General features: G+C 69.9%; 19 protein-coding genes, 1 pseudogene and 1 riboswitch. Of the genes and pseudogenes, 10 read left to right on the forward strand and 10 right to left on the reverse strand.

Annotated features, from left to right (window positions below; translation table 11 throughout):
- Together AOZ49_RS33080 and AOZ49_RS24175 are read right to left on the reverse strand one after the other, a co-directional pair.
- Positions 1-221: pseudogene (locus AOZ49_RS33080) on the reverse strand (hypothetical protein); the annotation flags it as partial.
- Between the two features lie 119 nt (positions 222-340).
- Positions 341-1,249 (reverse strand): LysR family transcriptional regulator, encoded by a 909-nt coding sequence (locus tag AOZ49_RS24175; RefSeq protein ID WP_231689753.1) that lies wholly within the window; start codon positions 1,247-1,249, stop codon positions 341-343.
- Positions 1,250-1,390: 141 nt separating this feature from the next.
- Here AOZ49_RS24175 and AOZ49_RS24180 point away from each other — a divergent pair, with 141 nt between their 5' ends.
- From AOZ49_RS24180 to AOZ49_RS24190, 3 genes are all read left to right on the forward strand, one after another.
- Positions 1,391-2,329 carry a dihydrodipicolinate synthase family protein gene (locus AOZ49_RS24180; RefSeq protein WP_054478213.1) on the forward strand — a complete coding sequence of 313 codons (939 nt, stop codon included), beginning with the start codon at positions 1,391-1,393 and terminating at the stop codon, positions 2,327-2,329.
- Positions 2,330-2,407: 78 nt separating this feature from the next.
- The gene (locus tag AOZ49_RS24185) at positions 2,408-3,376 is read left to right on the forward strand and encodes a Bug family tripartite tricarboxylate transporter substrate binding protein (protein ID WP_054429800.1); all 969 of its coding nucleotides are present in this window, start codon (positions 2,408-2,410) and stop codon (positions 3,374-3,376) included.
- On the forward strand, positions 3,366-4,070 hold the full coding sequence (locus AOZ49_RS24190) for an SDR family NAD(P)-dependent oxidoreductase (RefSeq protein ID WP_054478215.1): 705 nt from the start codon (positions 3,366-3,368) through the stop codon (positions 4,068-4,070). The genes AOZ49_RS24185 and AOZ49_RS24190 overlap by 11 nt, the downstream gene beginning before the upstream one ends.
- A 112-nt stretch (positions 4,071-4,182) precedes the next feature.
- Here AOZ49_RS24190 and AOZ49_RS24195 read toward each other — a convergent pair whose 3' ends face one another.
- Entirely contained in the window at positions 4,183-4,743 is a 561-nt protein-coding gene (locus AOZ49_RS24195) for a DUF1415 domain-containing protein (protein ID WP_054478217.1), read from the reverse strand.
- A gap of 53 nt (positions 4,744-4,796) precedes the next feature.
- Positions 4,797-4,858: riboswitch (Fluoride riboswitch) on the forward strand.
- A 162-nt stretch (positions 4,859-5,020) separates the two neighbouring features.
- Here AOZ49_RS24195 and crcB point away from each other — a divergent pair.
- Entirely contained in the window at positions 5,021-5,392 is a 372-nt protein-coding gene (crcB, locus tag AOZ49_RS24200; protein WP_054429803.1) for a fluoride efflux transporter CrcB, read from the forward strand.
- Positions 5,393-5,489: 97 nt separating this feature from the next.
- Here crcB and AOZ49_RS24205 read toward each other — a convergent pair whose 3' ends face one another.
- From AOZ49_RS24205 to AOZ49_RS24215, 3 genes are all read right to left on the reverse strand, one after another.
- Positions 5,490-5,741: a hypothetical protein gene (locus AOZ49_RS24205; protein WP_054478221.1), complete on the reverse strand. Its 252-nt coding sequence runs from the start codon at positions 5,739-5,741 to the stop codon at positions 5,490-5,492.
- Between the two features lie 196 nt (positions 5,742-5,937).
- Complete coding sequence (locus AOZ49_RS24210; protein ID WP_054429805.1) at positions 5,938-7,410, reverse strand: M20 family metallopeptidase; 1,473 nt, start codon at positions 7,408-7,410, stop codon at positions 5,938-5,940.
- A 136-nt stretch (positions 7,411-7,546) separates the two neighbouring features.
- Complete coding sequence (locus AOZ49_RS24215) at positions 7,547-8,464, reverse strand: LysR family transcriptional regulator (protein ID WP_054429806.1); 918 nt, start codon at positions 8,462-8,464, stop codon at positions 7,547-7,549.
- Positions 8,465-8,577: 113 nt separating this feature from the next.
- On the opposite strand from AOZ49_RS24215, the gene AOZ49_RS24220 reads away from it, so the two are divergent.
- Both AOZ49_RS24220 and AOZ49_RS24225 read left to right on the forward strand, forming a co-directional pair.
- Entirely contained in the window at positions 8,578-9,531 is a 954-nt protein-coding gene (locus tag AOZ49_RS24220; protein WP_054429807.1) for an alpha/beta hydrolase, read from the forward strand.
- Between the two features lie 18 nt (positions 9,532-9,549).
- Positions 9,550-10,536, forward strand: a complete 987-nt coding sequence (locus AOZ49_RS24225; RefSeq protein WP_054478222.1) for a Bug family tripartite tricarboxylate transporter substrate binding protein — start codon at positions 9,550-9,552, stop codon at positions 10,534-10,536.
- A 73-nt stretch (positions 10,537-10,609) separates the two neighbouring features.
- Here the strand turns inward: AOZ49_RS24225 and AOZ49_RS24230 are convergent, their stop codons facing one another.
- The 3 genes from AOZ49_RS24230 to AOZ49_RS24240 all read right to left on the reverse strand — a co-directional run bounded on the left by AOZ49_RS24230 (position 10,610) and on the right by AOZ49_RS24240 (position 14,002).
- Complete coding sequence (locus AOZ49_RS24230; RefSeq protein WP_054478223.1) at positions 10,610-11,869, reverse strand: hypothetical protein; 1,260 nt, start codon at positions 11,867-11,869, stop codon at positions 10,610-10,612.
- Positions 11,870-11,975: 106 nt separating this feature from the next.
- Positions 11,976-13,337: an ATP-binding protein gene (locus tag AOZ49_RS24235; protein WP_054478226.1), complete on the reverse strand. Its 1,362-nt coding sequence runs from the start codon at positions 13,335-13,337 to the stop codon at positions 11,976-11,978.
- Complete coding sequence (locus AOZ49_RS24240) at positions 13,334-14,002, reverse strand: response regulator transcription factor (RefSeq protein WP_054429811.1); 669 nt, start codon at positions 14,000-14,002, stop codon at positions 13,334-13,336. Before AOZ49_RS24240 ends, AOZ49_RS24235 begins: the two co-directional genes overlap by 4 nt.
- 141 nt (positions 14,003-14,143) lie before the next feature.
- Between AOZ49_RS24240 and AOZ49_RS24245 the strand changes: the two genes are divergently transcribed.
- Together AOZ49_RS24245 and AOZ49_RS24250 are read left to right on the forward strand one after the other, a co-directional pair.
- The gene (locus AOZ49_RS24245; RefSeq protein ID WP_054478227.1) at positions 14,144-14,917 is read left to right on the forward strand and encodes a MipA/OmpV family protein; all 774 of its coding nucleotides are present in this window, start codon (positions 14,144-14,146) and stop codon (positions 14,915-14,917) included.
- Between the two features lie 36 nt (positions 14,918-14,953).
- Positions 14,954-15,676 carry a substrate binding domain-containing protein gene (locus tag AOZ49_RS24250; RefSeq protein WP_054429813.1) on the forward strand — a complete coding sequence of 241 codons (723 nt, stop codon included), beginning with the start codon at positions 14,954-14,956 and terminating at the stop codon, positions 15,674-15,676.
- A 71-nt stretch (positions 15,677-15,747) separates the two neighbouring features.
- Here AOZ49_RS24250 and AOZ49_RS24255 read toward each other — a convergent pair whose 3' ends face one another.
- The gene (locus AOZ49_RS24255; RefSeq protein WP_054429814.1) at positions 15,748-17,373 is read right to left on the reverse strand and encodes a methyl-accepting chemotaxis protein; all 1,626 of its coding nucleotides are present in this window, start codon (positions 17,371-17,373) and stop codon (positions 15,748-15,750) included.
- Between the two features lie 186 nt (positions 17,374-17,559).
- On the opposite strand from AOZ49_RS24255, the gene AOZ49_RS24260 reads away from it, so the two are divergent.
- Entirely contained in the window at positions 17,560-18,066 is a 507-nt protein-coding gene (locus AOZ49_RS24260; RefSeq protein ID WP_054429815.1) for a sigma-70 family RNA polymerase sigma factor, read from the forward strand.
- Positions 18,063-19,037 (forward strand): FecR domain-containing protein, encoded by a 975-nt coding sequence (locus AOZ49_RS24265; protein ID WP_054478230.1) that lies wholly within the window; start codon positions 18,063-18,065, stop codon positions 19,035-19,037. The genes AOZ49_RS24260 and AOZ49_RS24265 overlap by 4 nt, the downstream gene beginning before the upstream one ends.
- The last annotated feature ends 203 nt before the right edge of the window (positions 19,038-19,240 follow it).

The following is a 19,240-nucleotide window of genomic DNA, read 5'->3' on the forward strand; positions in this document are numbered from 1 at the left end:
CCGCCGCCGCTCCCGCCTGGCCCGAGCCCATTCTGCCCCGGCTGGCCGATCGCCTGGCCGCCATTGCCGTTGCCTGCCGGCCCGCCAAAGGCGCCGCCGCCGGGTATCCCCACCGCGCCCGCGCCGCCCGAGCCCGCGGCGAAAGCGGCAGGCGCGCCGTGCAGCATGACACCGGCAAGGACCAGCATCAGTGGCAAGGGACGGCAACGATATTTCTTCATGGGGAACTCCTGACAGCCCGAAAACGCCATTCAGTAACCCCAGGACGGGAAAGGTTCCATCGCAACCCCTAGCGCAAGGGGTCGAGGATCATGCCCATGCGCGCGGGCGGCGCTGTCGGTCAGGCCGCCGCACGCGCCTGCGCCAGCCGCCATAGCTGTTCAGCTACCGCGGCCATGTCGGTCGGCTGGCGGTACAGGCAGATCTCCACCGGGATATCCCATTCGGCGCCGCCCGCGCGCACCAGCCTGCCCTGCGCCAGATCGTCCTGCACCAGCATGCCGGGCAGCCAGGCGACGCCGCGGCCCTGCACCGCCATGGTCCGCAGCAGCGTGGCGTGCGGCCCGACGAAATTGGCGCGGATGCGTTCCTCGCCCAGATCCTTCTTGCGCAGTTGGCTGGCCACGATGCGCCCCAGGCCCGAGGCCGGCCCATAGGCCAGGAAGTCCACGGCGGCGTCGCCCGCCAGGCGGTGCGCCGGCTCGCCATCACGGCCGGACGCGGCCGGTGCGCTGACCGGCACCAGCGTGTCCGAGCCCAGCCGCACCATGGGATAGGCGGTTTCATCCAGGCGGCTGGCCACGCCCGGATGCCGGTGGCACAGCAGGAACTGCACGCGGCGCTGCGCCATCAGGTCTTCGCAGGCCTGGAAGCTGTCGGACATCATCTGGATCGCGCCGACTTCCATGTCCGCTTCCAGGCCGGCCAGCCATTTCGGAAAGAAGGTCAGCGACAGCAGATGGGTCGCCGCGAAGCGCAGGCTGGCGGCATCCTGCGCGTGGGCCGCGACCGCCTTGATGCGCGCCGCCTCCAGGTCGGCCAGCACCTGCTTGAGCAGCGGCAGGAAGCGGCGGCCGGCGGCGGTCAGCTCGGTGGGGTGCGAGCTGCGATCGCACAGATCGGCGCCCACCCATTCCTCCAGCGCGCGGATGTGGCGGCTGAACGCGGGCTGCGCGATGGCGCGCGCTTCCGCCGCGCGCGAGAAACTTCCGGTGTCGGCCAGCGCGAGGAAATCCTCCAGCCAATTCATGTCCAGAGGTCGGTTTCCAGGTCCCATGATTGTTTGCAGCGCAGCATAGATAATTCTATGCAATTCGAGTATTGGACGGCCCAAAGGGGATGCCGCAATCATAGCGGCCATTCCCCCACCCACAGGACCTGGAAAACACCCATGCCTTCCATCCCGAATTACCGTGGCATCATCCCCGCGATCGCCTGCCCGTTCACCGCCGACCGCCGCATCGACGAGCCCGCGCTGCGCCGCCTGGCCAGCTGGCTGGCGGGCCACGACGGCGTGGTCGCCGTCATGACCAACGGCCACACCGGCGAGGTGTTTTCGCTGACGCCCGCCGAACGCGCGCAGGTCACCCGCATCGTGGCCGACGAGCTGCGCGGCAGGCTGCCCGTGATTTCCTCGATCGTGTGCGAAGGCATCGCCGAGGCCGCCGAACACGCCCGCGCCGCGCGCGCCGCCGGCGCCGCCGCGCTGGATGTGATGCCGCCCCACCACTGGTTGCGTTTCGGCTTCACGCCCGGCCACGCGCTGGAATACTTCCAGGCCATCCACGAGGCCGCGCCCGATCTCGACCTGGTCTGCCACGTCTATCCGGCGTGGACGCGCGCGTCCTATTCGTCGAGCCTGCTGGCCGACCTGGCGCGGCTGCCCTACGTGCAGGCCTTCAAGGTCGGCCAGCGCGACATGAACAAGTATGCCCGCGACATCCAGGCGCTGCGCGACGCCGATGCCTCCAAGGCCATTCTCACCTGCCACGACGAATACCTGCTGGCCTCGATGGTGCAGGACGTGGACGGCGCGCTGGTCGGCTTCGCCACCTTCATCCCGCAGCTCATCATCGACCTGTGGGAGGCGGTGAAGGCCGGCGATCTGAAGCGCGCGCAGGCGGTGCAGGCGCTGATCACCCCGCTCAAGGACGCGGTGTATGGCGCCGGCGAGCCCACTGGCGAAGCGCATGCCCGCATGAAGGCCGGCATGTATCTGGCCGGCGTGCTGGAGAGCGCCACGGTGCGTCCGCCCACCGAGGCCCCCGGCCCGGTCGAGATGGACGCGCTGCGCGCCGCGCTGGCCAAGGCGGAACTGCTGGCGCGCTGACGCCGCATCGCGCGGCGGCCAAGGGGCGGGACAGCCCCGGCCACGCCGCGACGACATCAAAACCCGAGGAGACACATCATGCGAAAAACCATTCTGTTGCGCGCCGTGCTGGCCCTGTGCACGGCGCTGGGCGGCGGCGCGGCGCAGGCCGAGGCGGCCTATCCCGCACGCCAGGTGCGGTTCGTGATTCCCTTTCCGCCGGGCGGCACGCTGGACATGCTGGGCCGCGACGTGGCCCAGAAACTGAGCGAGCAGACCGGCCAGAGCTTCGTGGTGGAAAACCGTTCGGGCGGCAACGGCATCATCGGCGCCGACGTGGTGGCCCGGTCGCCGGCCGACGGCTACACCCTGCTCTTTAACGCCTCGACCTTCACCACGGCGCCGATGACGATGAAGTCGGTGCCCTTCGACGTCGACAAGAACTTCGTGCCCGTCGCCATGGCCGGCAAGGCGCCGCTGTCGGTCTCGGTCAAGAAGGACCTGCCGGTGTCGGACCTGGCCGGCCTGCTGGCCTACGCCAAGCAGAACCCGGGCCGGCTCACCTTCGCCGTCGGCTCGATCGGATCGGCCGGGCATCTGGCCACCGAACTGCTCAAGCGCCAGGGCGGCCTGGACTACATGGTCATTCCCTACCGCGGCACCTCGCCCGCGCTGCAGGACCTGGTGGGCGGACGCATCGACGGATTCATCGACCCGGTGCTGGGCGCCCTGTCGTACTACAAGGGCGGCATGCTGAAGATCCTCGCCGTCACCTCGGAAGCGCGCCTGCCCAACCTGCCCGACGTGCCCACGGTGGGCGAAGTGCTGCCCGGCTACCAGTACTACAGCTGGTACGGCCTGTGGGCGCCGGCCGGCACCCCCGCGCCGATCGTCGAGAAGCTCAACGCCGAGGTCAACAAGGCCCTGTCCTCGGGCATGGCGGCCAAGTACGAACAGCTGGGCGTGACGATCACGCCGATCACCACGGCCGAGTTCACGCGTTTCCAGAAGGACGACATGGCGCGCTCGCGCAAGATCATCGAAGAGGGGCACATCCATGTCGACTGATCCCACGCCAGGCCACGCCGTCGTCACCGGCGCCACCGGCGGCATCGGCCAGGCGATCGTGCAGCGGCTGCTGGACGGCGGCTGGCGCGTGACCGGGCTGGACCTCGGGCCCGCCGTGGCCCGGCATGCCGCCTACCGGCATGTCGAGGTCGACCTGTGCGACGACGCCGCCACCCGCCAGGCCTCGCAGGCCCTGGACGACGTCACGGCCCTGGTACATGCGGCGGGGCTGTTGCGGGTAGCGCCGCTGGCGCAATCGGACCCCGCCGACGGCGAACGCATGTGGAAGCTGCACGTGGATGCCGCGGTGCGCCTGACCCGGGACTTGGCGCCGGCGATGGTGGCGCGGGGCGCAGGCCGCGTGGTGCTGGTCGGCAGCCGCGTCGCGCAGGGCATGCCCGGCCGCGGCCAATACGCCGCGTCCAAGGCCGCCTTGGTGGCGCTGGCGCGCAGCTGGGGCGCCGAACTGGCGGGCAACGGCGTGACGGTGAACGTGGTGTCCCCCGCCGCGACGCAGACGGGCATGCTGGACGCCCCCGCGCGGGCCGCCAGTCCGGCGCGCCTGCCGCCCATCGGCCGGCTAATACAGCCAGCCGAGATCGCGGCCCTGGTGGCGTTCCTGCTGTCGGCCGAGGCGGCCGCCATCACCGGCCAGGACATCGCCATCTGCGGTGGAGCATCGTTGCCCCGCTGAACTCACGTTCGCGCGCGGCCGACCGTGCCCGCGCGGTCGCGCCCCGATGCGGCGGCGTCCCGACAGATGCGACAACGGCGCCGACGGCCTTCGCCGCCGGCCGCGCCCGGCATCAGGCGGGCTTGCGCATCAGCCGCTGCCAGCCTTCCAGGCCCAGCCGCGTCAGCGTGTCGATGTTCTTCTCGTAGATCTCGGCGGCGTCGGGAAAGGACTCGACCGCGCGGTCGATGCTGTCCTCGCGCAGCAGATGCAGGATCGGGTACGGCGAACGGTTGGTGTAGTTCTCGATGTCGTCCGGCTGCGTGTCGGCGAACTGGAACTGCGGGTGGAACGTGGCCACCTGCAGCTCGCCCACCAGGCGCATGCGCTTGAGCAGGCGGTCCGACAGGTCCTCGAAGTCGTTGAACTCGAGGAAATCGTCGAGCGCGTCGGGAATGATCAACAACGTGGCGTCGATCTTTTCCGGATCGGCCTCGGCCAGCAGGGCCAGCTCGTCCTGCAGGTCGGTCAGGACGCCTTCGGCGTCGGTCGCATCGCTGACGGCAAAGCGGATCTGGTCCTTGACCTGAACCGCTTTGGCGAACGGACAGAGATTCAGGCCGATCACGGCCTGGGTGAGCCAATGGCGGGTTTCGGCAACCACGTTGGCGTAGGCGTCGGAAGTGGAAATCATGGCGGGTAATCCTGGCAAAACGCGAGTATAGGCGACCGACCTGGGCTAAAATGGCCGGCAATGGGAATGGAGCTTCCCAAAACCGCCGATCTCGGCTGATGGCTCCTGCTGACCGGGCAACATGCCCGCAGCGGGTGTCGTCCGGACAAACACCCGCCGCGGCGGGTGTCTTGTTTTCGGGCCGCGACCTCGCTGGAGGCCGCCCGCGCTGCCCCACCGCGCGGCCCGTGGGCAAGCCCCGGCTGTTGCTCTCCATCGTTTGATCTGGAGAGACATCTTGAATCTACTGCTGGTATTCGTCGGCGGCGGCCTGGGTTCCGCCGCGCGCTACGGCATGAGCCTGGCCGCGCTGCGACTGGGCTGGATCGCCTTCCCCTACGCCACCCTGGCCACCAACGTGATCGGCTGCTTCGTCATGGGGCTGATCACCGAACTGCTGGCGCTGAAGTTCTCGGTGTCGCAGCCGACCCGGCTGTTCCTGACCACCGGCATCGTCGGCGGCTTCACCACCTTCTCGACCTTCGCGCTGGAAACGGCGCTGCATGTGGAACAGGGCCGCGCCGGCCTGGCGCTGCTGTACGCCGGCCTGTCGCTCGGCCTGGGGCTGGCGGCGCTGTTCGGCGGGATGGCGCTGGTGCGGACGCTGTGACGGCGGCGGCCGGGGCGCCGTTGACGGCCGCGCTCGCCATTCGCCATCCGTCCGACATTGCCGGAGCCTGTGGCGCCGCGCTAGAGTGGCGCCACGACTACGACAAGAGAAACGGATGGCCATCGCGCTCACCTATTTCGCCAACCGCCTGTCCGACGATGAATTGGTGATGCTGCTGCGGCAACGCGAGAACTTCTACGTCGAGAACATCAGCGCCATGGATATGCTGACACAGCGCATGCAGGCGCTGCTGGCGACGGACGGCTTGCACAGCGTGGTACAGATCGCGCCCCAAAATGCGGCCCCCCCTCTCATTCATTCCCAACCCGATCACGGACACCGTCTTCATCCTGAGCGGCCTGTGGGCATTACTGCGGCGGATCGCGCAACGATTCACCCGTCCCCGCTGCGACGTACTCCTGCGAGTGACCTCCGAGACAGCCATGCGCGTCGTGTTCCGCCCATCGGCACGCCCCTCGGCAGCGCCTCCGACGCCATGAAAAAAGCCCGGCCAGGCCGGGCTTTCCTTCATCCGCCACCGCCGATCAGGCCGTCGGCATCGCCGCCATGGTCTGCGCGACCGCGGCGGTCAGCTTCTTGCCGTAGGGCACGTGCAGGAATTCATTCGGGCCGTGGGCATTGGACTTGGGGCCCAGCACGCCGCAGACCATGAACTGGGCCTTGGGGAAGCCCTTCTGCAGCATGCTCATCAGCGGAATGGTGCCGCCCTGGCCGATGTAGCCGCAGGGCGCGCCATAGTATTGCTGCGAGGCAGCATCCAGCGCCTGGGTCAGCCACGGCGCCGAGGCCGGCGCGTTCCAGCCGGTGGCGGCGCCTTCGTTGGCCTTGAAGAGGACCTTGGCGTTGTAGGGCGCGTCGGCTTCCAGCAGGGCCTTGATCTCTTCGGACGCGGCGACGGCGTCGATCAGCGGCGGCAGGCGCAGCGACAGCTTGAAGGCGGTGCGCGGGCGCAGCACGTTGCCGGCGCTGGACAGCGGCGGCAGGCCTTCGGCGCCGGTCACCGACAGGGTCGGGCGCCAGGTGCGGTTCAGCAGGGCCTGTTCCGGCTCGGTGGTCATGGGCAGCACGAAGCCGCCCTCGGCGCCGCAGCTCCAGGGGAAACGGCGCCACACTTCATCGCCCAGGATGCGGGCGGTGGCGTGCACCTGTTCGATGCGGTCGGCGGGGATTTCGCAGTGCAGGCTCTGCGGCAGCAGGCGGCCGGTGCCGCTGTCTTCCAGGCGGTCCAGCAGGTGGCGCAGGATGCGGAACGACGACGGCACCACGCCGCTGGAGTCGCCCGAGTGCACGCCTTCGTCCAGCACCTGCACTTCCAGCGTGCCCGAGACCATGCCGCGCAGCGAGGTGGTCATCCACAGCTGGTCGTAGTTGCCGGCGCCCGAATCCAGGCACACCACCAGGGCCACGTTGCCCAGGCGGTCGCGCAGCGCGTCGACGTAGGGCAGCAGGTCGTAGCTGCCGGATTCTTCACAGGTCTCGACGATGCCGACGCAGCGCGGGCGCGGGATGCCCTGCTTGTCCAGCGCCATGATGGCGGTGAGCGAGGCATACACGGCATAGCCGTCGTCGGCGCCGCCGCGGCCGTAGAGCTTGCCGTCCTCGTACTTCGGGGTCCAGGGGCCGAGGCCGGCGCGCCAGCCCGAGAATTCAGGCTGCTTGTCCAGGTGGCCGTACAGCAGCACGGTGTCGCCGTTGTCGCTGCGGGTGGCGGGCGCGTCGAAGAAGATCACCGGCGTGCGGCCCGGCAGGCGCACCACTTCCAGCTTCAGGCCCGAGACCTTCTGGGCTTCGACCCACTGCGCCGCGTCACGCACCACGCGCTCGATGAACGCGTTCTTTTCCCAGTCGGCATCGAACGCCGGGCTCTTGGCCGGGATGGCGATGTAGTCGGTCAGCGCGGGGATGATCTCGTTGTCCCACTTGTCGTCCACAAAAGCCTGCAGAGCCTTCGGATCGAGGGTAGGAGGAAGTGCGTCGTCGGGGATGCGTGCGTTCATGGCGCGGGATCCTGTGGTCGGATGGCAGAAGAATCCGCCATTTTATGCCTGCCGGGCGCGCTCGGCATCTTTTGTCCCTGTTTCCTGCCCGGCCACCGGAAAACGGTGCCGGCTGGCGCGCCGCCCCGCCCTCCCCCTAGCGCGCCGCGTAGGCCTCGATCCGGCTCCACACCTGGCGCGCCAGCGGCTTGGCGTTGTCCACCGACTGGTACAGCCGGATCTCCATGTGGATGTCGTTGCGCGCGCTGTCGGCCCGCGCCAGGACGCCGGCGCGCAGGTCGGCTTCGACCAGCGTGTGCGGCAGCCATGCCAGGCCGAAGCCCTGCCGCGCCATGGCATGCAGCGCGTCTGCCAGGTCCGATTCGTACATGGTCTGCAACTGCGCCGGCACGCACAGGCCGCGCAGGCGGTCGCGCAGGATGCGGCCCAGCGACATGCTGTCGGCGTAGGCCAGGAACGGCACGGCCGGATCCGAGGCCAGCTTGGGCACCGCGTGGCGCGGGTGGCGGCTGCCCGGCGCCAGCGGCGCGCTGACGGCCACCAGCTTGTCGGCGCCGACCCGGCGAAAGCGGTAGTTGGGGTTGTCGATCTGCGCGTACAGCGGCTCGTGCGCGTGGCACAGCAGGAAATCGACCTCGCCGTCGGCCAGCATGTCGATGCCAAAGTTGAGCGTGGTGGTGACCACCTTCAGCTGGAACGGCTGCATGCCCTGCTGCACCTTGGCCATCAGCCCCGGCAGCACCGAATGCGCCAGCGTCTTGCCGGAGGCGATGGCGATGCGGCGGGTGCGTTCCAGTTCGGGCTTCTGCAGGCCCTGGCGCGTCTCGCGCAGGATGTCGAGCACATCGATGGCGGCCGCCAGCATGCTGCGCCCGGCCGCGTTCAGGGTCGAGACCTGATGCCCGCGCTCGACCAGCGGCACGCCGGCCCAGTCCTCCAGCGCCTTGATGCGGCGCCCGAAGGCCGGATGCGTGACGTTGCGCGCCTCGGCCGCCTGGAACAGGTTGCGCGCCTTCGACAGGGCCACGAAGTCCTCGAGCCACTTGATATCCATCCCGTCTCCACCTTCTTCTTGTGTCGCTGTGCCGTATCGGCACAAGCCCTGCACATTTTGCACAAACCCCGCGCTTGTTACAACTAGTATTACGGCGTCTTCTGGAGATGCCGATGTCCGACGCCCCCGTCCTGCTGAAATCCCTGCGCAGCCACTTCCTGGGCGGCCGCGAGGTCGCGGCCGGCGGACTGCCGGTGCTGCAGAAGCAGGTGGTGGGCAACGGCGCCGCGCGCGCCATCGACATGAACGGCAGCTACTGCGCCGGCCAGCTCTACGTGCAGGAATACCGCCTGGCCGAGCCGCGCCACCCGCACCCGGTGCTGCTGTGGCATGGCGGCGGCATGACCGGCGCGCAATGGGAGAGCACCCCCGACGGCCGCCAGGGCTGGCTCTGGCGGCTGCTGCAATCCGGCTATGACGTGTTCGTGGCCGACGCGCCCGAGCGCGGCCGCGCCTCATGGGCGATGTATCCGCAGATCTATGACGCGGCGCCCATCTTCCGTTCCAAGGAAGAGGCCTGGCAGCTGTTCCGCATCGGTCCGGCCGACGGCTACGCGCCCGCCGGCCAGCCGCGCCGCGCTTATCCGGCGCAGCAATTTCCCGACGATGCCTTCGACGCCTTCGCCAAGCAGTTCGTGCCGCGCTGGCTGGCGCATGACGCCATGGCGCTGGACGCCTACCGACAACTGCTCGATCTGGCCGGCCCCTGCATCGTCATCGGCCACAGCCAGGGCGGCGGCTACGCCACCCAGCTGGCGCGCGAATGTCCCGGCCCGATCCGCGCCGTGGTGGCGCTGGAGCCGACCGGCACGCCCGAGCGCGTCGACGGCCCCCTGCCCCCGCAACTGCTGGTCTGGGGCGACCACTTCGACCACAACGACACCTGGCGGCGCTACCGCGCCCAGACGGACGCCTACTGGGACGCCCTGCGGCGGGCCGGCCGGCGCGCCGACGTGCTGGACCTGCCCGCCGCCGGCATCGCCGGCAATTCCCATTTCTGCATGCTGGACCGCAACAGCGACCGCATCGCCGAACTGATCGTCGACTGGCTCAACGGCCTCGACTAACCTTCGCCTGGAGACACCATGAAACTGACCAAAACCGCAATCGCCGTGGCGTTGCTGAGCGGCGCCTCGCTGATCGCGGGCGCGGCCTCGGCGCAGCAGGCCGACTATCCCAACAAGCCCGTGCGCCTGATCGTGCCGTTCGCCCCCGGCGGCACCGCCGACATCATCGGCCGCGTGTTCGCGGCGCAGCTGGGCACCGAACTGGGCGCCACCGTGGTGGTCGAGAACAAGGCCGGCGCGGGCGGCTCGATCGGCACCCGCTTCGTGGCCGACGCGGCGCCGGACGGCTACATCCTGCTGCTGGCCTCGTCCAGCACCCACGGCACCAACCCGGCGGTCTACAAGAACCTGACCTACGACGCGGTGCAGGACTTCACCGCCATCACCCAGCTGGTGACCGTGCCGGGCGTGCTGAGCGTGACCAAGGACTTCCCCGCCACCGACCTGAACGGCCTGATCGCCAGCGCCAAGGCCAACCCGGACAAGTACACCTACGCCTCGTCGGGCGCGGGCGGCCTGGGCAACCTGGCGATGGAACTGCTGAAGTCGATGACCGGCGCCAAGCTCATGCACATCGCCTACCGCGGCGCGGGCCCGGCCTTCACCGACGTCATCAGCGGCCAGGTCTCGATGATCTGGGAGCCGGTGCCGGCCTCGCTGCCGTACATCAAGGGCGGCCAGATCCGTCCCATCGCCATCGCCGCCGACACCCGTTCGCCGGAACTGCCCGACACGCCGACCTTCAAGGAAGCCGGCCTGCCGCGCTATGAAGCCAACGCCTGGAACGGCCTGCTGGCGCCCAAGGGCCTGCCGGCCGACGTGACGCAGAAGCTGCACGACGCCTCGGTCAAGGCGCTCAACAACCCCGAGGTCAAGGCCAAGATGGCCAGCCTGGGCGGCACGGTGGTGGCCGGCACGTCGGAAGCGTTCAAGAACGTGATCGCCAGCGACGTGAAGAAGTGGAAAAACGTGGCCGCCGACGCCAAGATCCAGCTGGATCAGTAAGGCTGTCAGGCCCCAGCGGTCTCGCGCCCGCCCCGCCGCGCTACAGGCGGCCGAGCGGGCGCGGTCCCCGCGCTTACTTGAACCGCGTCAGGTGGATCAGCATCGTCCGATCTGAATTGGCGCGCAGCAAGTCGGTCAGGCCCTGGGCGTAGTCAGGCATGGTCAGGTTCAGGAATGCCGTGCTGCCGCCGCCAACGCGCATTTCGAAATTGGCGGTCGTGTCACCCACCTGCAGGGTGGGAACGCCCACGTCGCCGCCCGTTCGCTGCGGCACGATCGCGGCAATGATCGCATCCCGGCCGACCCTGGCCACCGAGCATTCCGTACTGACCGTCGGATCGAGCAGCAGGCCGCCCAGGCCCTCCTGATCCTGTTGGTCGAGCTTCTTCGGATCGATGATGAGGATCGCGGTGTTGAACATGCGAGCCGACAATATCTGGTCAGAGGGCGCGGTCAGCTCTCCCTGCCGTTCCGCGGCGACCGAAAAGCAGCCCCGGGCGGGATTGTGGGTGAGTGATTGGACCACCCGCTCGAGGCGAGCGGGATCCTCGAGATCGTGCGCCGAAACACGCACCAGGTTGTTGCAGACCACCTGGCTGCTCGACTCGTCGGCACTGACGATGGCGCGCGAGCCCAACGCGCTGCCAGGCTGCAACCCCTCCTCGATACGACGGCTCACCGCGTACGAGGTCGGCACGGGGAACGCCGAGGTGGATGGCGCCACCATGCCGCCCACGGGAATCTGGATATCCCCTTCCGTCCGCATATTGTCCAAGGCCTGCCGGGGATCCCGCACCGGCGGTGGCACGTTCGGCGCCTCGGCCTTCAACTGGCCAATCATTTCCATCAACGCGGCATTGGCCTGGAGCATCATCTGATGACGGTCGGCCATGGCGGAAACGTCGTCGCGCACCTCCTGCAGATGGCTGCGCAGCCGGGTCGCATCCTCGACCGAAGGCGTATGACCATGCCGGACCAGCGCCAAGGCGTCGTGCAGGCGCTCGTTGACGCGATTGAGCTGTTCGCCGTGGACCTGCTCTTCTTCGCTCAACGCTCCCACCAGGGACAGGCATTCGTGGACCAATCGCTGCTGCTGCAGGATTTCGTCGGCGCCCTTGGCGACCGCCTCGCCATTCCTGGCATCGGGCTGGAACGCCGTGGGGTATTGCGCCTCAAGATTGGTCCGGTGTTCCTGCTTCGAGGCGGCGATGCCGTCCAGCAGTTGGGCCAGCCGGGAGTAATTGTTGGCCGTCTTGATATGGTCTTCCTGCAAATCGGTAACTTCATGCTGCAGGTAATTCGCGCCTGACCGCAAGGCCGCAATGTCGTTCATGGGACGCCTCCGCGCATCGTTGTCCACGGGCAGGGAGCTGCCCGCATCCCGGTGAGTAACGAAGCAGCCGGCGAGGTTCCCTCGCCCGGTGCGTGGCGGCCAGGCGTCAGGCCGGCGCGAAGTTGCCGGGGAACGTGACCGTCAAGCCCACGCCGCGCCCGTTCAGGCCTGGCGCGAACGCCACGACCGCGCCATGGCGCGCGGCGATCTGCGCCACCAGCGACAGGCCGATGCCGCTGCCGCCGGCGTTGGCGCCCGGGGCCCGATAAAAGCGGTCGAACACCCGCGCCCGTTCGCGCGGCGCGATGCCGGGGCCATCGTCGGCGACCCGCAACCAGGCCGCGCCGCCCTCGCCCGCGCCGCAGGCCACGGCGATCTGCCCGCCCTCGGGGGTGTAGCGCAGCGCGTTGTCGAGCAGGTTGCGCACCAGCACCCCCAGCGTGTCCATGTCGCCGCGCGCGCCGCAGGCCTGCACGTCCAGCTGGATGCGCTGGCGCTTGCGCGCCGCGGCCGCCTCGCAGTCGCGCACCAGCAGCACCACCAGCGCGTCCAGCGCCACCGGCCCGGGACCGGCGTCGGATTCGCTGGCCGCGTCCATGCGGGCCTGGTCCAGCAATTGCTCGGCCAGGCGCGCGGTGCGCTGCGCCACCGCGCGCAGTTGCAGGGCGGCGTCGGCGGCCGGCGTGTCGGCGATGCGTTGCAGCAGCACTTCGGTCTGGGCGCTGAGCGCCGCCAGCGGCGTGCGCAGTTCGTGCGCGGCGTCGGCCAGGAAGCGGCGCTCGTGGTCCATGGCGGCCTGCAGGCGCAGCAACAGCGCATTGATGGATTGCACGTAGGGATGCAATTCCCCCAGCAGGCGGTCCAGCGGCAGGGGCGCCAGATCGAACGGCGCGCGCCGCAGGATCGCCTCGCCGGCCTGGTTGACCGGCCGGAAGGCCTGGCGCACCACGATCCAGGTGGCCGCCGCCAGCAGCAGGAACAAGGCGGTGACGATGACCAGCCCGCGCTTGAACGCGGCCACCGCCTCGGCCCGCAGCACGCTGTCGGCGCGGGCCAGCTGCACCTGCACCTGGCCGGAGGCGTCGCTGAGCGAATACACGCGCCAGCTCTCGCCATTGATCACGCTGTCGCGGAAACCATCGTCGAAATGCGGATTGAGCGGCTGGGCCGGCGATTCCGGCGAGCGCAGCGCCAGGCGCCGGTCCGCCAGCGACCAGATCTGCACCGAGGCGCGCTCGCCGCGGAAATGGCTGGACGACGGCAGCTCGAAACGCTCGTCCGGCCGTTCTTCGAGCAGGCTGCGGCGCAGCGACAGGATGGTCTGGTTGGCCGAGTCCACCAGCGCCTGGTCGCGGATGCCGGTGCGGGCCTCGGTCATGGCGTGCTGCTGGCACAGGAACACCGCCGCCCAGGTCAGCAGCAGGGTCAGCAACAACGTGACGGTCAGGCGCTTGCGCAGCGTCTTCATGGCGCGTCCCCCGCGGCGATGCGATAGCCCAGCCCGTGCACGGTGGCGACCAGGTCCTCGCCCAGCTTGCGCCGCAATTGGTGCACGTAGACCGCCACGGTATTGCTTTCGATGGTGCCGCTGCCGCCATAGACCGCGGATTCCAGCTGCTCGCGGCTGACGGTCTGGCCGGCGCGCTCCATCAGCGCCAGCAGGGTGCGGTATTCGCTGGCGCTGAGCACCACCTCCGCGCCCGCCCGAGTCACCACCCGGCGCACCGGGTCCAGCAGCACGTCGCGGCAGCGCAGGACCGACACCACCGAATTGCTGCTGCGGCGCACGACTGCGCGCAGCCGGGCCAGCAGTTCGTCCAGCTGGAACGGCTTGACGATATAGTCGTCGGCGCCCGCATCCAGCCCCTGCACCCGCTCGCTCAGGCGGTCGCGCGCGGTGATGATGAGGACCGGCGTGGCGTCATAGCGCCCGCGCAGATGCTTGAGCACGGCCAGGCCGCTGCCGCCGGGCAGCCCCAGGTCGAGCAGCACGGCGCCATAGCCATGGTCGACCAGCGCCAGCCGGGCCTCGGGCACGTCCCGCACCCAGTCCACGCGCATGCCCGCCTGCGCCATGCTGGCGCGCAAGGCGTCGCCCAGCATCGCATCGTCTTCCACCAGCAGAACTTGCAAGAACGCTCCCTGACTCTCCATGGCGCCGCATTGTGCCGCCCTGGATTTAAAGAATTTTTAAAAGCCGGCTCCGACAATGGCGCCTTGTCGCGCTCCGGCCGCCGCCGGGCGCCTGCCCCACGAGAAAGGAAAGTTCCCGCAATGAAGCTGGCTATGTTAGCAACTGGCGCCGCCACGGCCGCCGCCCTGGCCTGCGCCGCCGCCCCGGCCCTGGCCGATCAACCTGGCACCAATTTCATCGGACTGGGCGTCGGCTACGTGCCGGTCTACGAAGGCTCGCGCGAGTACCGGGCCCTGCCGGTGCCGCTGATCAACTACCATTCCGGCAACTTCTTCATCTCGCCGCGCGCCGGGCTGCCGGCAGCGGGCCTGCAGACCACGCTGGCGCCCGACTGGAAGGCGGGCGTGTTCGTCGGCATGGGCCTGGGCCGCAAGTCCAGCGACGCCGACCGCACCAAGGGCCTGGACGACATCGATTTCCACGCCACCTACGGCGCCTTCGTCGAATGGGCGCCCGGCCCGTTCTCGCTGGGGGCCGCCTACCGCCAGGCCGCGCGCAGCGGCTACGGCGGCACGCTCGAACTGCGCGCCACCTACGCCGCCTGGCAGGACGGCGCCAACCGCGTCAACGTCGGCGCCAGCACGCAGTGGGCCAGCCACGACGCCATGCAGACCTGGTACGGCGTCACGTCCTCGCAGGCCGCCAGCAGCCGCGCCGGGCTGTCGACCTACTCGCCGTCCTCCGGCTTCAAGTCGGCGGCGCTGTTCACCAGCTGGTCGTACCGCATCAACCCCAGCTGGAGCACCATCACCACGCTGGGCGTGAACACGCTGCTGGGCGACGCGCGCGACAGCCCGCTGACCGAGCGCCGCGCCAACCTGTTCGGCAGCGTCGGCGTGGTCTACGCCTTCTGAGCGGCCCCGGCCGCGCCCTCCCAGGAAACCAGCGCCATGAAACCGCTGCCCAGGATGGAAGTGTTCGCCAAGGTCACCAGCGTCGATGCTTTCGGCCGCGCCGCCGCGGCGCTGGGCATTCCGCTGTCGCCGTTGCCGCGCCAGGCGGCCACGGCGGGCCGCGATGCCGGGCTGCTGCGCGTGGACCTGCCCGACGCCCGCACCCGGCAGGCGCTGGCGCCCGCGCTGGCGGCCTTCGCGGCGCGCCATCCCGGCTTGCGGTTCCAACTGAGCGTGACGCGGGCCGCGCCCGCGGCGCCGGACCGTCCCGATCTGACGATCCGGCTGGAACCGCCCACCGACCCATCCTGGCTGGCGCATCGCCTGGGCGCCCTGCGCGCCCGGCTCTATGCCGCCCCCGACTACCTGGCGCGGCGGCCCGCGCCCGAATGCCCGGCGGACCTGGCCGCGCACGACTGCATTGGCGTGCATGCCGACGACAACGGCGCGCCCGCGCGCTGGCAGCTGCGGCGCGGGCAGGACCGCGCCGTCGTCATGACGCGCGAACGCTATTGCGTGGATGATCCCGAGATGGCGCGGCAGCTGGCCGCGCGCGGCGCCGGCATCGCGCCGCTGCGCGACGGCGCGCCGGGGCTGGTGGCGGTGCTGCCGGAATGGGAACTGGAGCCGGTGACGCTGTATGCGTTGACCGGCGCGCCCCGGCTGTCGGCGCGCGCCCGCGCCTTGATCGCGCACCTGACCGAAGCGCTGGCGGGCTGACGGCGGCGCGGCGCCCCCTTATCGACAAGACGCGGAACGCGCAAGCGTCCCGCGTCCGGAACGGCGGCGGCTCAGGCGCCGAGCAGCGCCGGCTCGGCGCCGTGGCCCAGGGCCGGCGCCTCGGCGTCGATCACCCGGCCGGTCTGCAGCTTGAACACCGCCACCGCTTCGCGCAGGCGTTGCGCCTGGGCTTCGAGCGAGGCGGCCGACGCGGCGGCCTGTTCGACCAGCGCGGCGTTCTGCTGCGTCACGCTGTCCATCTGCGACACCGCCTGGTTCACCTGCTCGATGCCCTGCGACTGCTCTTCGGAGGCGCTGGAGATCTCGTTGATGATGTCCGTCACGCGGCGCACCGAGGTCACGATCTCCTGCATGGTGGCGCCGGCGGCTTCGACCTGGTCGGAACCGATCGAGACCTTCTGCACCGAGTCATCGATCAGGCCCTTGATCTCCTTGGCGGCCTGGCCGCTGCGCTGTGCCAGCGCGCGCACTTCGCTGGCCACCACCGCGAAGCCCTTGCCCTGCTCGCCGGCGCGGGCCGCTTCCACCGCCGCGTTCAGCGCCAGGATGTTGGTCTGGAAGGCGATGCCATCGATCACGCCGACGATGTCGGCGATGCGGTTGGAACTGTCGGCGATGGCGCGCATGGTGCCCACCACATCACCCACCGCCTGGCCGCCGCGGGTGGCCACATTGGACGCCGCCGTCGCCAGCTGCGAGGCGTTGCGCGAGCTGTCGGCGTTGTTCTTCACGGTGGACGACAGTTCGTCCATGCTGGCGGCGGTTTCCTCCAGCGAGGCGGCCTGCTGCTCGGTGCGCGAGGAAAGGTCGATGTTGCCGGCCGCGATCTCGCGCGAACCGGTGTGGATCTCTTCCACGCCCTGGCGCACGGCGGCCACGGTGCGCGCCAGGCTGTCCTGCATGCGCTTGACGGCGGCGTAGAGCACGCCGATTTCATTGTTGCCGCGCTGTTCGATGCGGTTGGTCAGGTCGCCGCCGGCGATGCGGTCGAACAGGCGGCCGGCCTCGTGCAGCGGCCGGAACACCGAACGCGCGAACACCGCGTACAGGCCCACCACCAGCACCGCCACCACCACCAGCAGGCCGATCAGGAAAGCGATCGCGCCATTGATGCGGGTGTTGGCCTCGCGCGCCACGCGCTGGCCGACTTCATCGGCGTAATCGACGTACTTCTGGATCGCCTGGGTGAAGGCGATGCCCAGCGGCGTGACCTTCTCCAGGTTCAGGCGGCTGGCGTCCTGCGCCTTGCCGGCGCGGATCGCGGCGATCATCGGCGTGATCGCGTCGCGCTGGTAGACCTCATAGGCGGCCAGCGCCTCGTCGAACAGCGGCTTGCCCACCGGCGAGGTCTCGGGCGTCTGGCGCGCCGTCTGGATCAGGTCGGCGGCCTTCTTGGTGTAGCCATCCAGGCGCTGCATGCTGGCCAGGTTGTCGATGCTCTTGCCTTCCAGCAGCGTGGTCTGCGCGGCCAGCAGCACCAGGCGCGCGCGCAGCAACTCGGCGCCGGCGGAGTCGACGGCGTTGGCGCGCACCAGGTTGGTATCCAGCATCACCTCGATCGACGTGCGGTTGGAGGTCAGCTGCTGGTAGACGGCGATGCCGGTCACCAGGAAAAGGGCGAAAAAAATACAGAGCGCGGTCGTCAGGACGGCGCGGATACTCAGATTCTTGAACATGGGGAGGGCCACTCGGGGTTTGCAGGAGGCCGCCGCGGGCGGCTGTCCCCCTGTTTACGGCTTATTGCAATGAAAAGTTAAATATCTCATTGGGTTACACCCCCTTGCCGCGCGGGCCGGCTTGCCGGACAGAATTAACAACGATTATCATTTCCGGTCTTTGACATCGGCGAGAGAGATTCCATTGTGACGGCGGCCAACCAGCCCACGGCGCATCCCACCCTGAGCGCGCTTTACCGCGACCACCACGGCTGGCTGGCCGGATGGCTGCGGCGGCGGCTGGGCAGCGCGCACGACGCCGCCGATCTGTCGCACGACACCTACGAGCGCCTGATGGTGTCCGGCCGCCTGCCCGAGGCCGGTCAGGCGCGCGCCTTCCTGACTCAGATCGCCAAGGGCCTGGTGATCGACCTGTTCCGCCGCCGCACCCTCGAAACCGCCTATCTCGACGCGCTGGCGCAACTGCCCGAACCCCACATGCCCTCGGCCGAGACCCGCGCGCTGGCGCTGGAAACGCTGATGGCGGTGGACGCCGCGCTCGACGCCCTGCCCGCCCGCGCCCGCCAGGTCTTCATCCTGTCGCGCTTCGAGGGCCTGACCTATTCCGAGATCGCCGCGCGGCTGGGCGTCTCGGTGGCGCTGGTGCGCAAGCATATGCTGCGCGCCGCCCAGGCCTGCCTGGCGGCGCTATGAAGGCCGGCGCCGCGGGCATCCCCGACCCCATCCTGGCGCAGGGCCTGGAATGGCTGGTGGTCATGTGGTCGGGCGAAGCCACCGCCGACGAGCGCGCCGCCTGGCAGCGCTGGCGCAACGCCCATCCCGACCACGAGCGCGCCTGGCAGCAGGTGCAGCGGCTGGACGCGCGGCTGCTGGGCGTGTCGCCCGAGGCCTCGGCCCAGGCGCTGGCGCAGTCCGGCCGCCAGGCCGGCCGGCGCAAGGCGCTGCGGCTGATGGGCTGGGGCCTGATGGGCGGCGGCGCGGCCCTGGCGGCCGGCCGGCTGCCCTGGGCCGTCTACGCCGCCGACTACCGCACCGCCGTCGGCGAACGGCGCGAGGTGGTGCTGGAAGACGGCACCCGCTTCACCCTCAACAGCGACAGCGCCGTCGACGTGCAATACAGCGCCGGCGCGCGCCGCCTGGCATTGCGCCGGGGCGAGCTGTACGTGGCCACCGGCCACGGCGCGCTGGCCGCCGGCCGCCCCTTCTCGGTGGCCACCGACCACGGCAGCGTGCTGGCGCTGGGCACGCGCTACAGCGTCGAGATCCAGCGCGACCGCATGCGGGTGGCCGTATACGAAGGCGCGGTCGAGATCCAGCCGCGGCAAGGCGCCGCCTTGCGGCTGCAGGCGGGCCAGGCCGCCGGCGTCACCCCGGACGCCGCCGGGCTGCTGCCGGCGGCCCCCGCCGCCGCGCCCGCCTGGCTGCAGGGCCAGCTGGTGGCCGACCGCCTGCGGCTGACCGACTTCCTCGACCAGGTCGGGCGCTACCGCCACGGCGTGATCCGCTGCGACCCGCGGGTAGCCGACCTGATCGTCTCGGGCGTCTATCCGCTGGCCGACACCGACCGCATCCTGGCCTCGCTGGCGGCGGCATTGCCGGTACAGGTGTCGCGCTACACCGGCTACTGGGTGGTGGTGGAACCCAAAAATCCGGGCCGGCCGTAGCACTTTTTCTTTCTCGTTCGGGAACCCTGCATAACCGCAGTATTCACGCCCGCAACGAGGATCCTTTTCCATGCCTGTCCGCACTCCCCTGAACGCCGTCCGCGGCACCCTGGCGCTGGCCCTGGCCGCCCTGGCCCTGGGCGCGCCGCCCGCCGCCCGCGCCGCCGACGCGCCGGCCCGACCGGGCCCGGCCGCCGTCCGCT

This window comes from Achromobacter sp. 2789STDY5608615 (genome assembly GCF_001298995.1).
Lineage (GTDB): Bacteria > Pseudomonadota > Gammaproteobacteria > Burkholderiales > Burkholderiaceae_B > Achromobacter > Achromobacter insuavis.

Excerpts from the sequence above, each read along its gene's own strand:
- AOZ49_RS24205 (WP_054478221.1), bottom strand. The coding sequence starts at position 5,741 with ATGAAGACGGTGTCCGTGATCGGGTTGGGAATGAATGAGAGGGGGGGC.
- AOZ49_RS24210 (WP_054429805.1), bottom strand. The coding sequence starts at position 7,410 with ATGAACGCACGCATCCCCGACGACGCACTTCCTCCTACCCTCGATCCG.
- AOZ49_RS24190 (WP_054478215.1), top strand. The coding sequence starts at position 3,366 with ATGTCGACTGATCCCACGCCAGGCCACGCCGTCGTCACCGGCGCCACC.
- AOZ49_RS24220 (WP_054429807.1), top strand. The coding sequence starts at position 8,578 with ATGTCCGACGCCCCCGTCCTGCTGAAATCCCTGCGCAGCCACTTCCTG.
- AOZ49_RS24230 (WP_054478223.1), bottom strand. The coding sequence starts at position 11,869 with ATGAACGACATTGCGGCCTTGCGGTCAGGCGCGAATTACCTGCAGCAT.
- AOZ49_RS24245 (WP_054478227.1), top strand. The coding sequence starts at position 14,144 with ATGAAGCTGGCTATGTTAGCAACTGGCGCCGCCACGGCCGCCGCCCTG.
- AOZ49_RS24175 (WP_231689753.1), bottom strand. The coding sequence starts at position 1,249 with ATGAATTGGCTGGAGGATTTCCTCGCGCTGGCCGACACCGGAAGTTTC.
- AOZ49_RS24235 (WP_054478226.1), bottom strand. The coding sequence starts at position 13,337 with ATGAAGACGCTGCGCAAGCGCCTGACCGTCACGTTGTTGCTGACCCTG.
- AOZ49_RS24185 (WP_054429800.1), top strand. The coding sequence starts at position 2,408 with ATGCGAAAAACCATTCTGTTGCGCGCCGTGCTGGCCCTGTGCACGGCG.
- AOZ49_RS24255 (WP_054429814.1), bottom strand. The coding sequence starts at position 17,373 with ATGTTCAAGAATCTGAGTATCCGCGCCGTCCTGACGACCGCGCTCTGT.
- AOZ49_RS24265 (WP_054478230.1), top strand. The coding sequence starts at position 18,063 with ATGAAGGCCGGCGCCGCGGGCATCCCCGACCCCATCCTGGCGCAGGGC.
- AOZ49_RS24250 (WP_054429813.1), top strand. The coding sequence starts at position 14,954 with ATGAAACCGCTGCCCAGGATGGAAGTGTTCGCCAAGGTCACCAGCGTC.
- AOZ49_RS24180 (WP_054478213.1), top strand. The coding sequence starts at position 1,391 with ATGCCTTCCATCCCGAATTACCGTGGCATCATCCCCGCGATCGCCTGC.
- AOZ49_RS24195 (WP_054478217.1), bottom strand. The coding sequence starts at position 4,743 with ATGATTTCCACTTCCGACGCCTACGCCAACGTGGTTGCCGAAACCCGC.
- AOZ49_RS24215 (WP_054429806.1), bottom strand. The coding sequence starts at position 8,464 with ATGGATATCAAGTGGCTCGAGGACTTCGTGGCCCTGTCGAAGGCGCGC.
- AOZ49_RS24225 (WP_054478222.1), top strand. The coding sequence starts at position 9,550 with ATGAAACTGACCAAAACCGCAATCGCCGTGGCGTTGCTGAGCGGCGCC.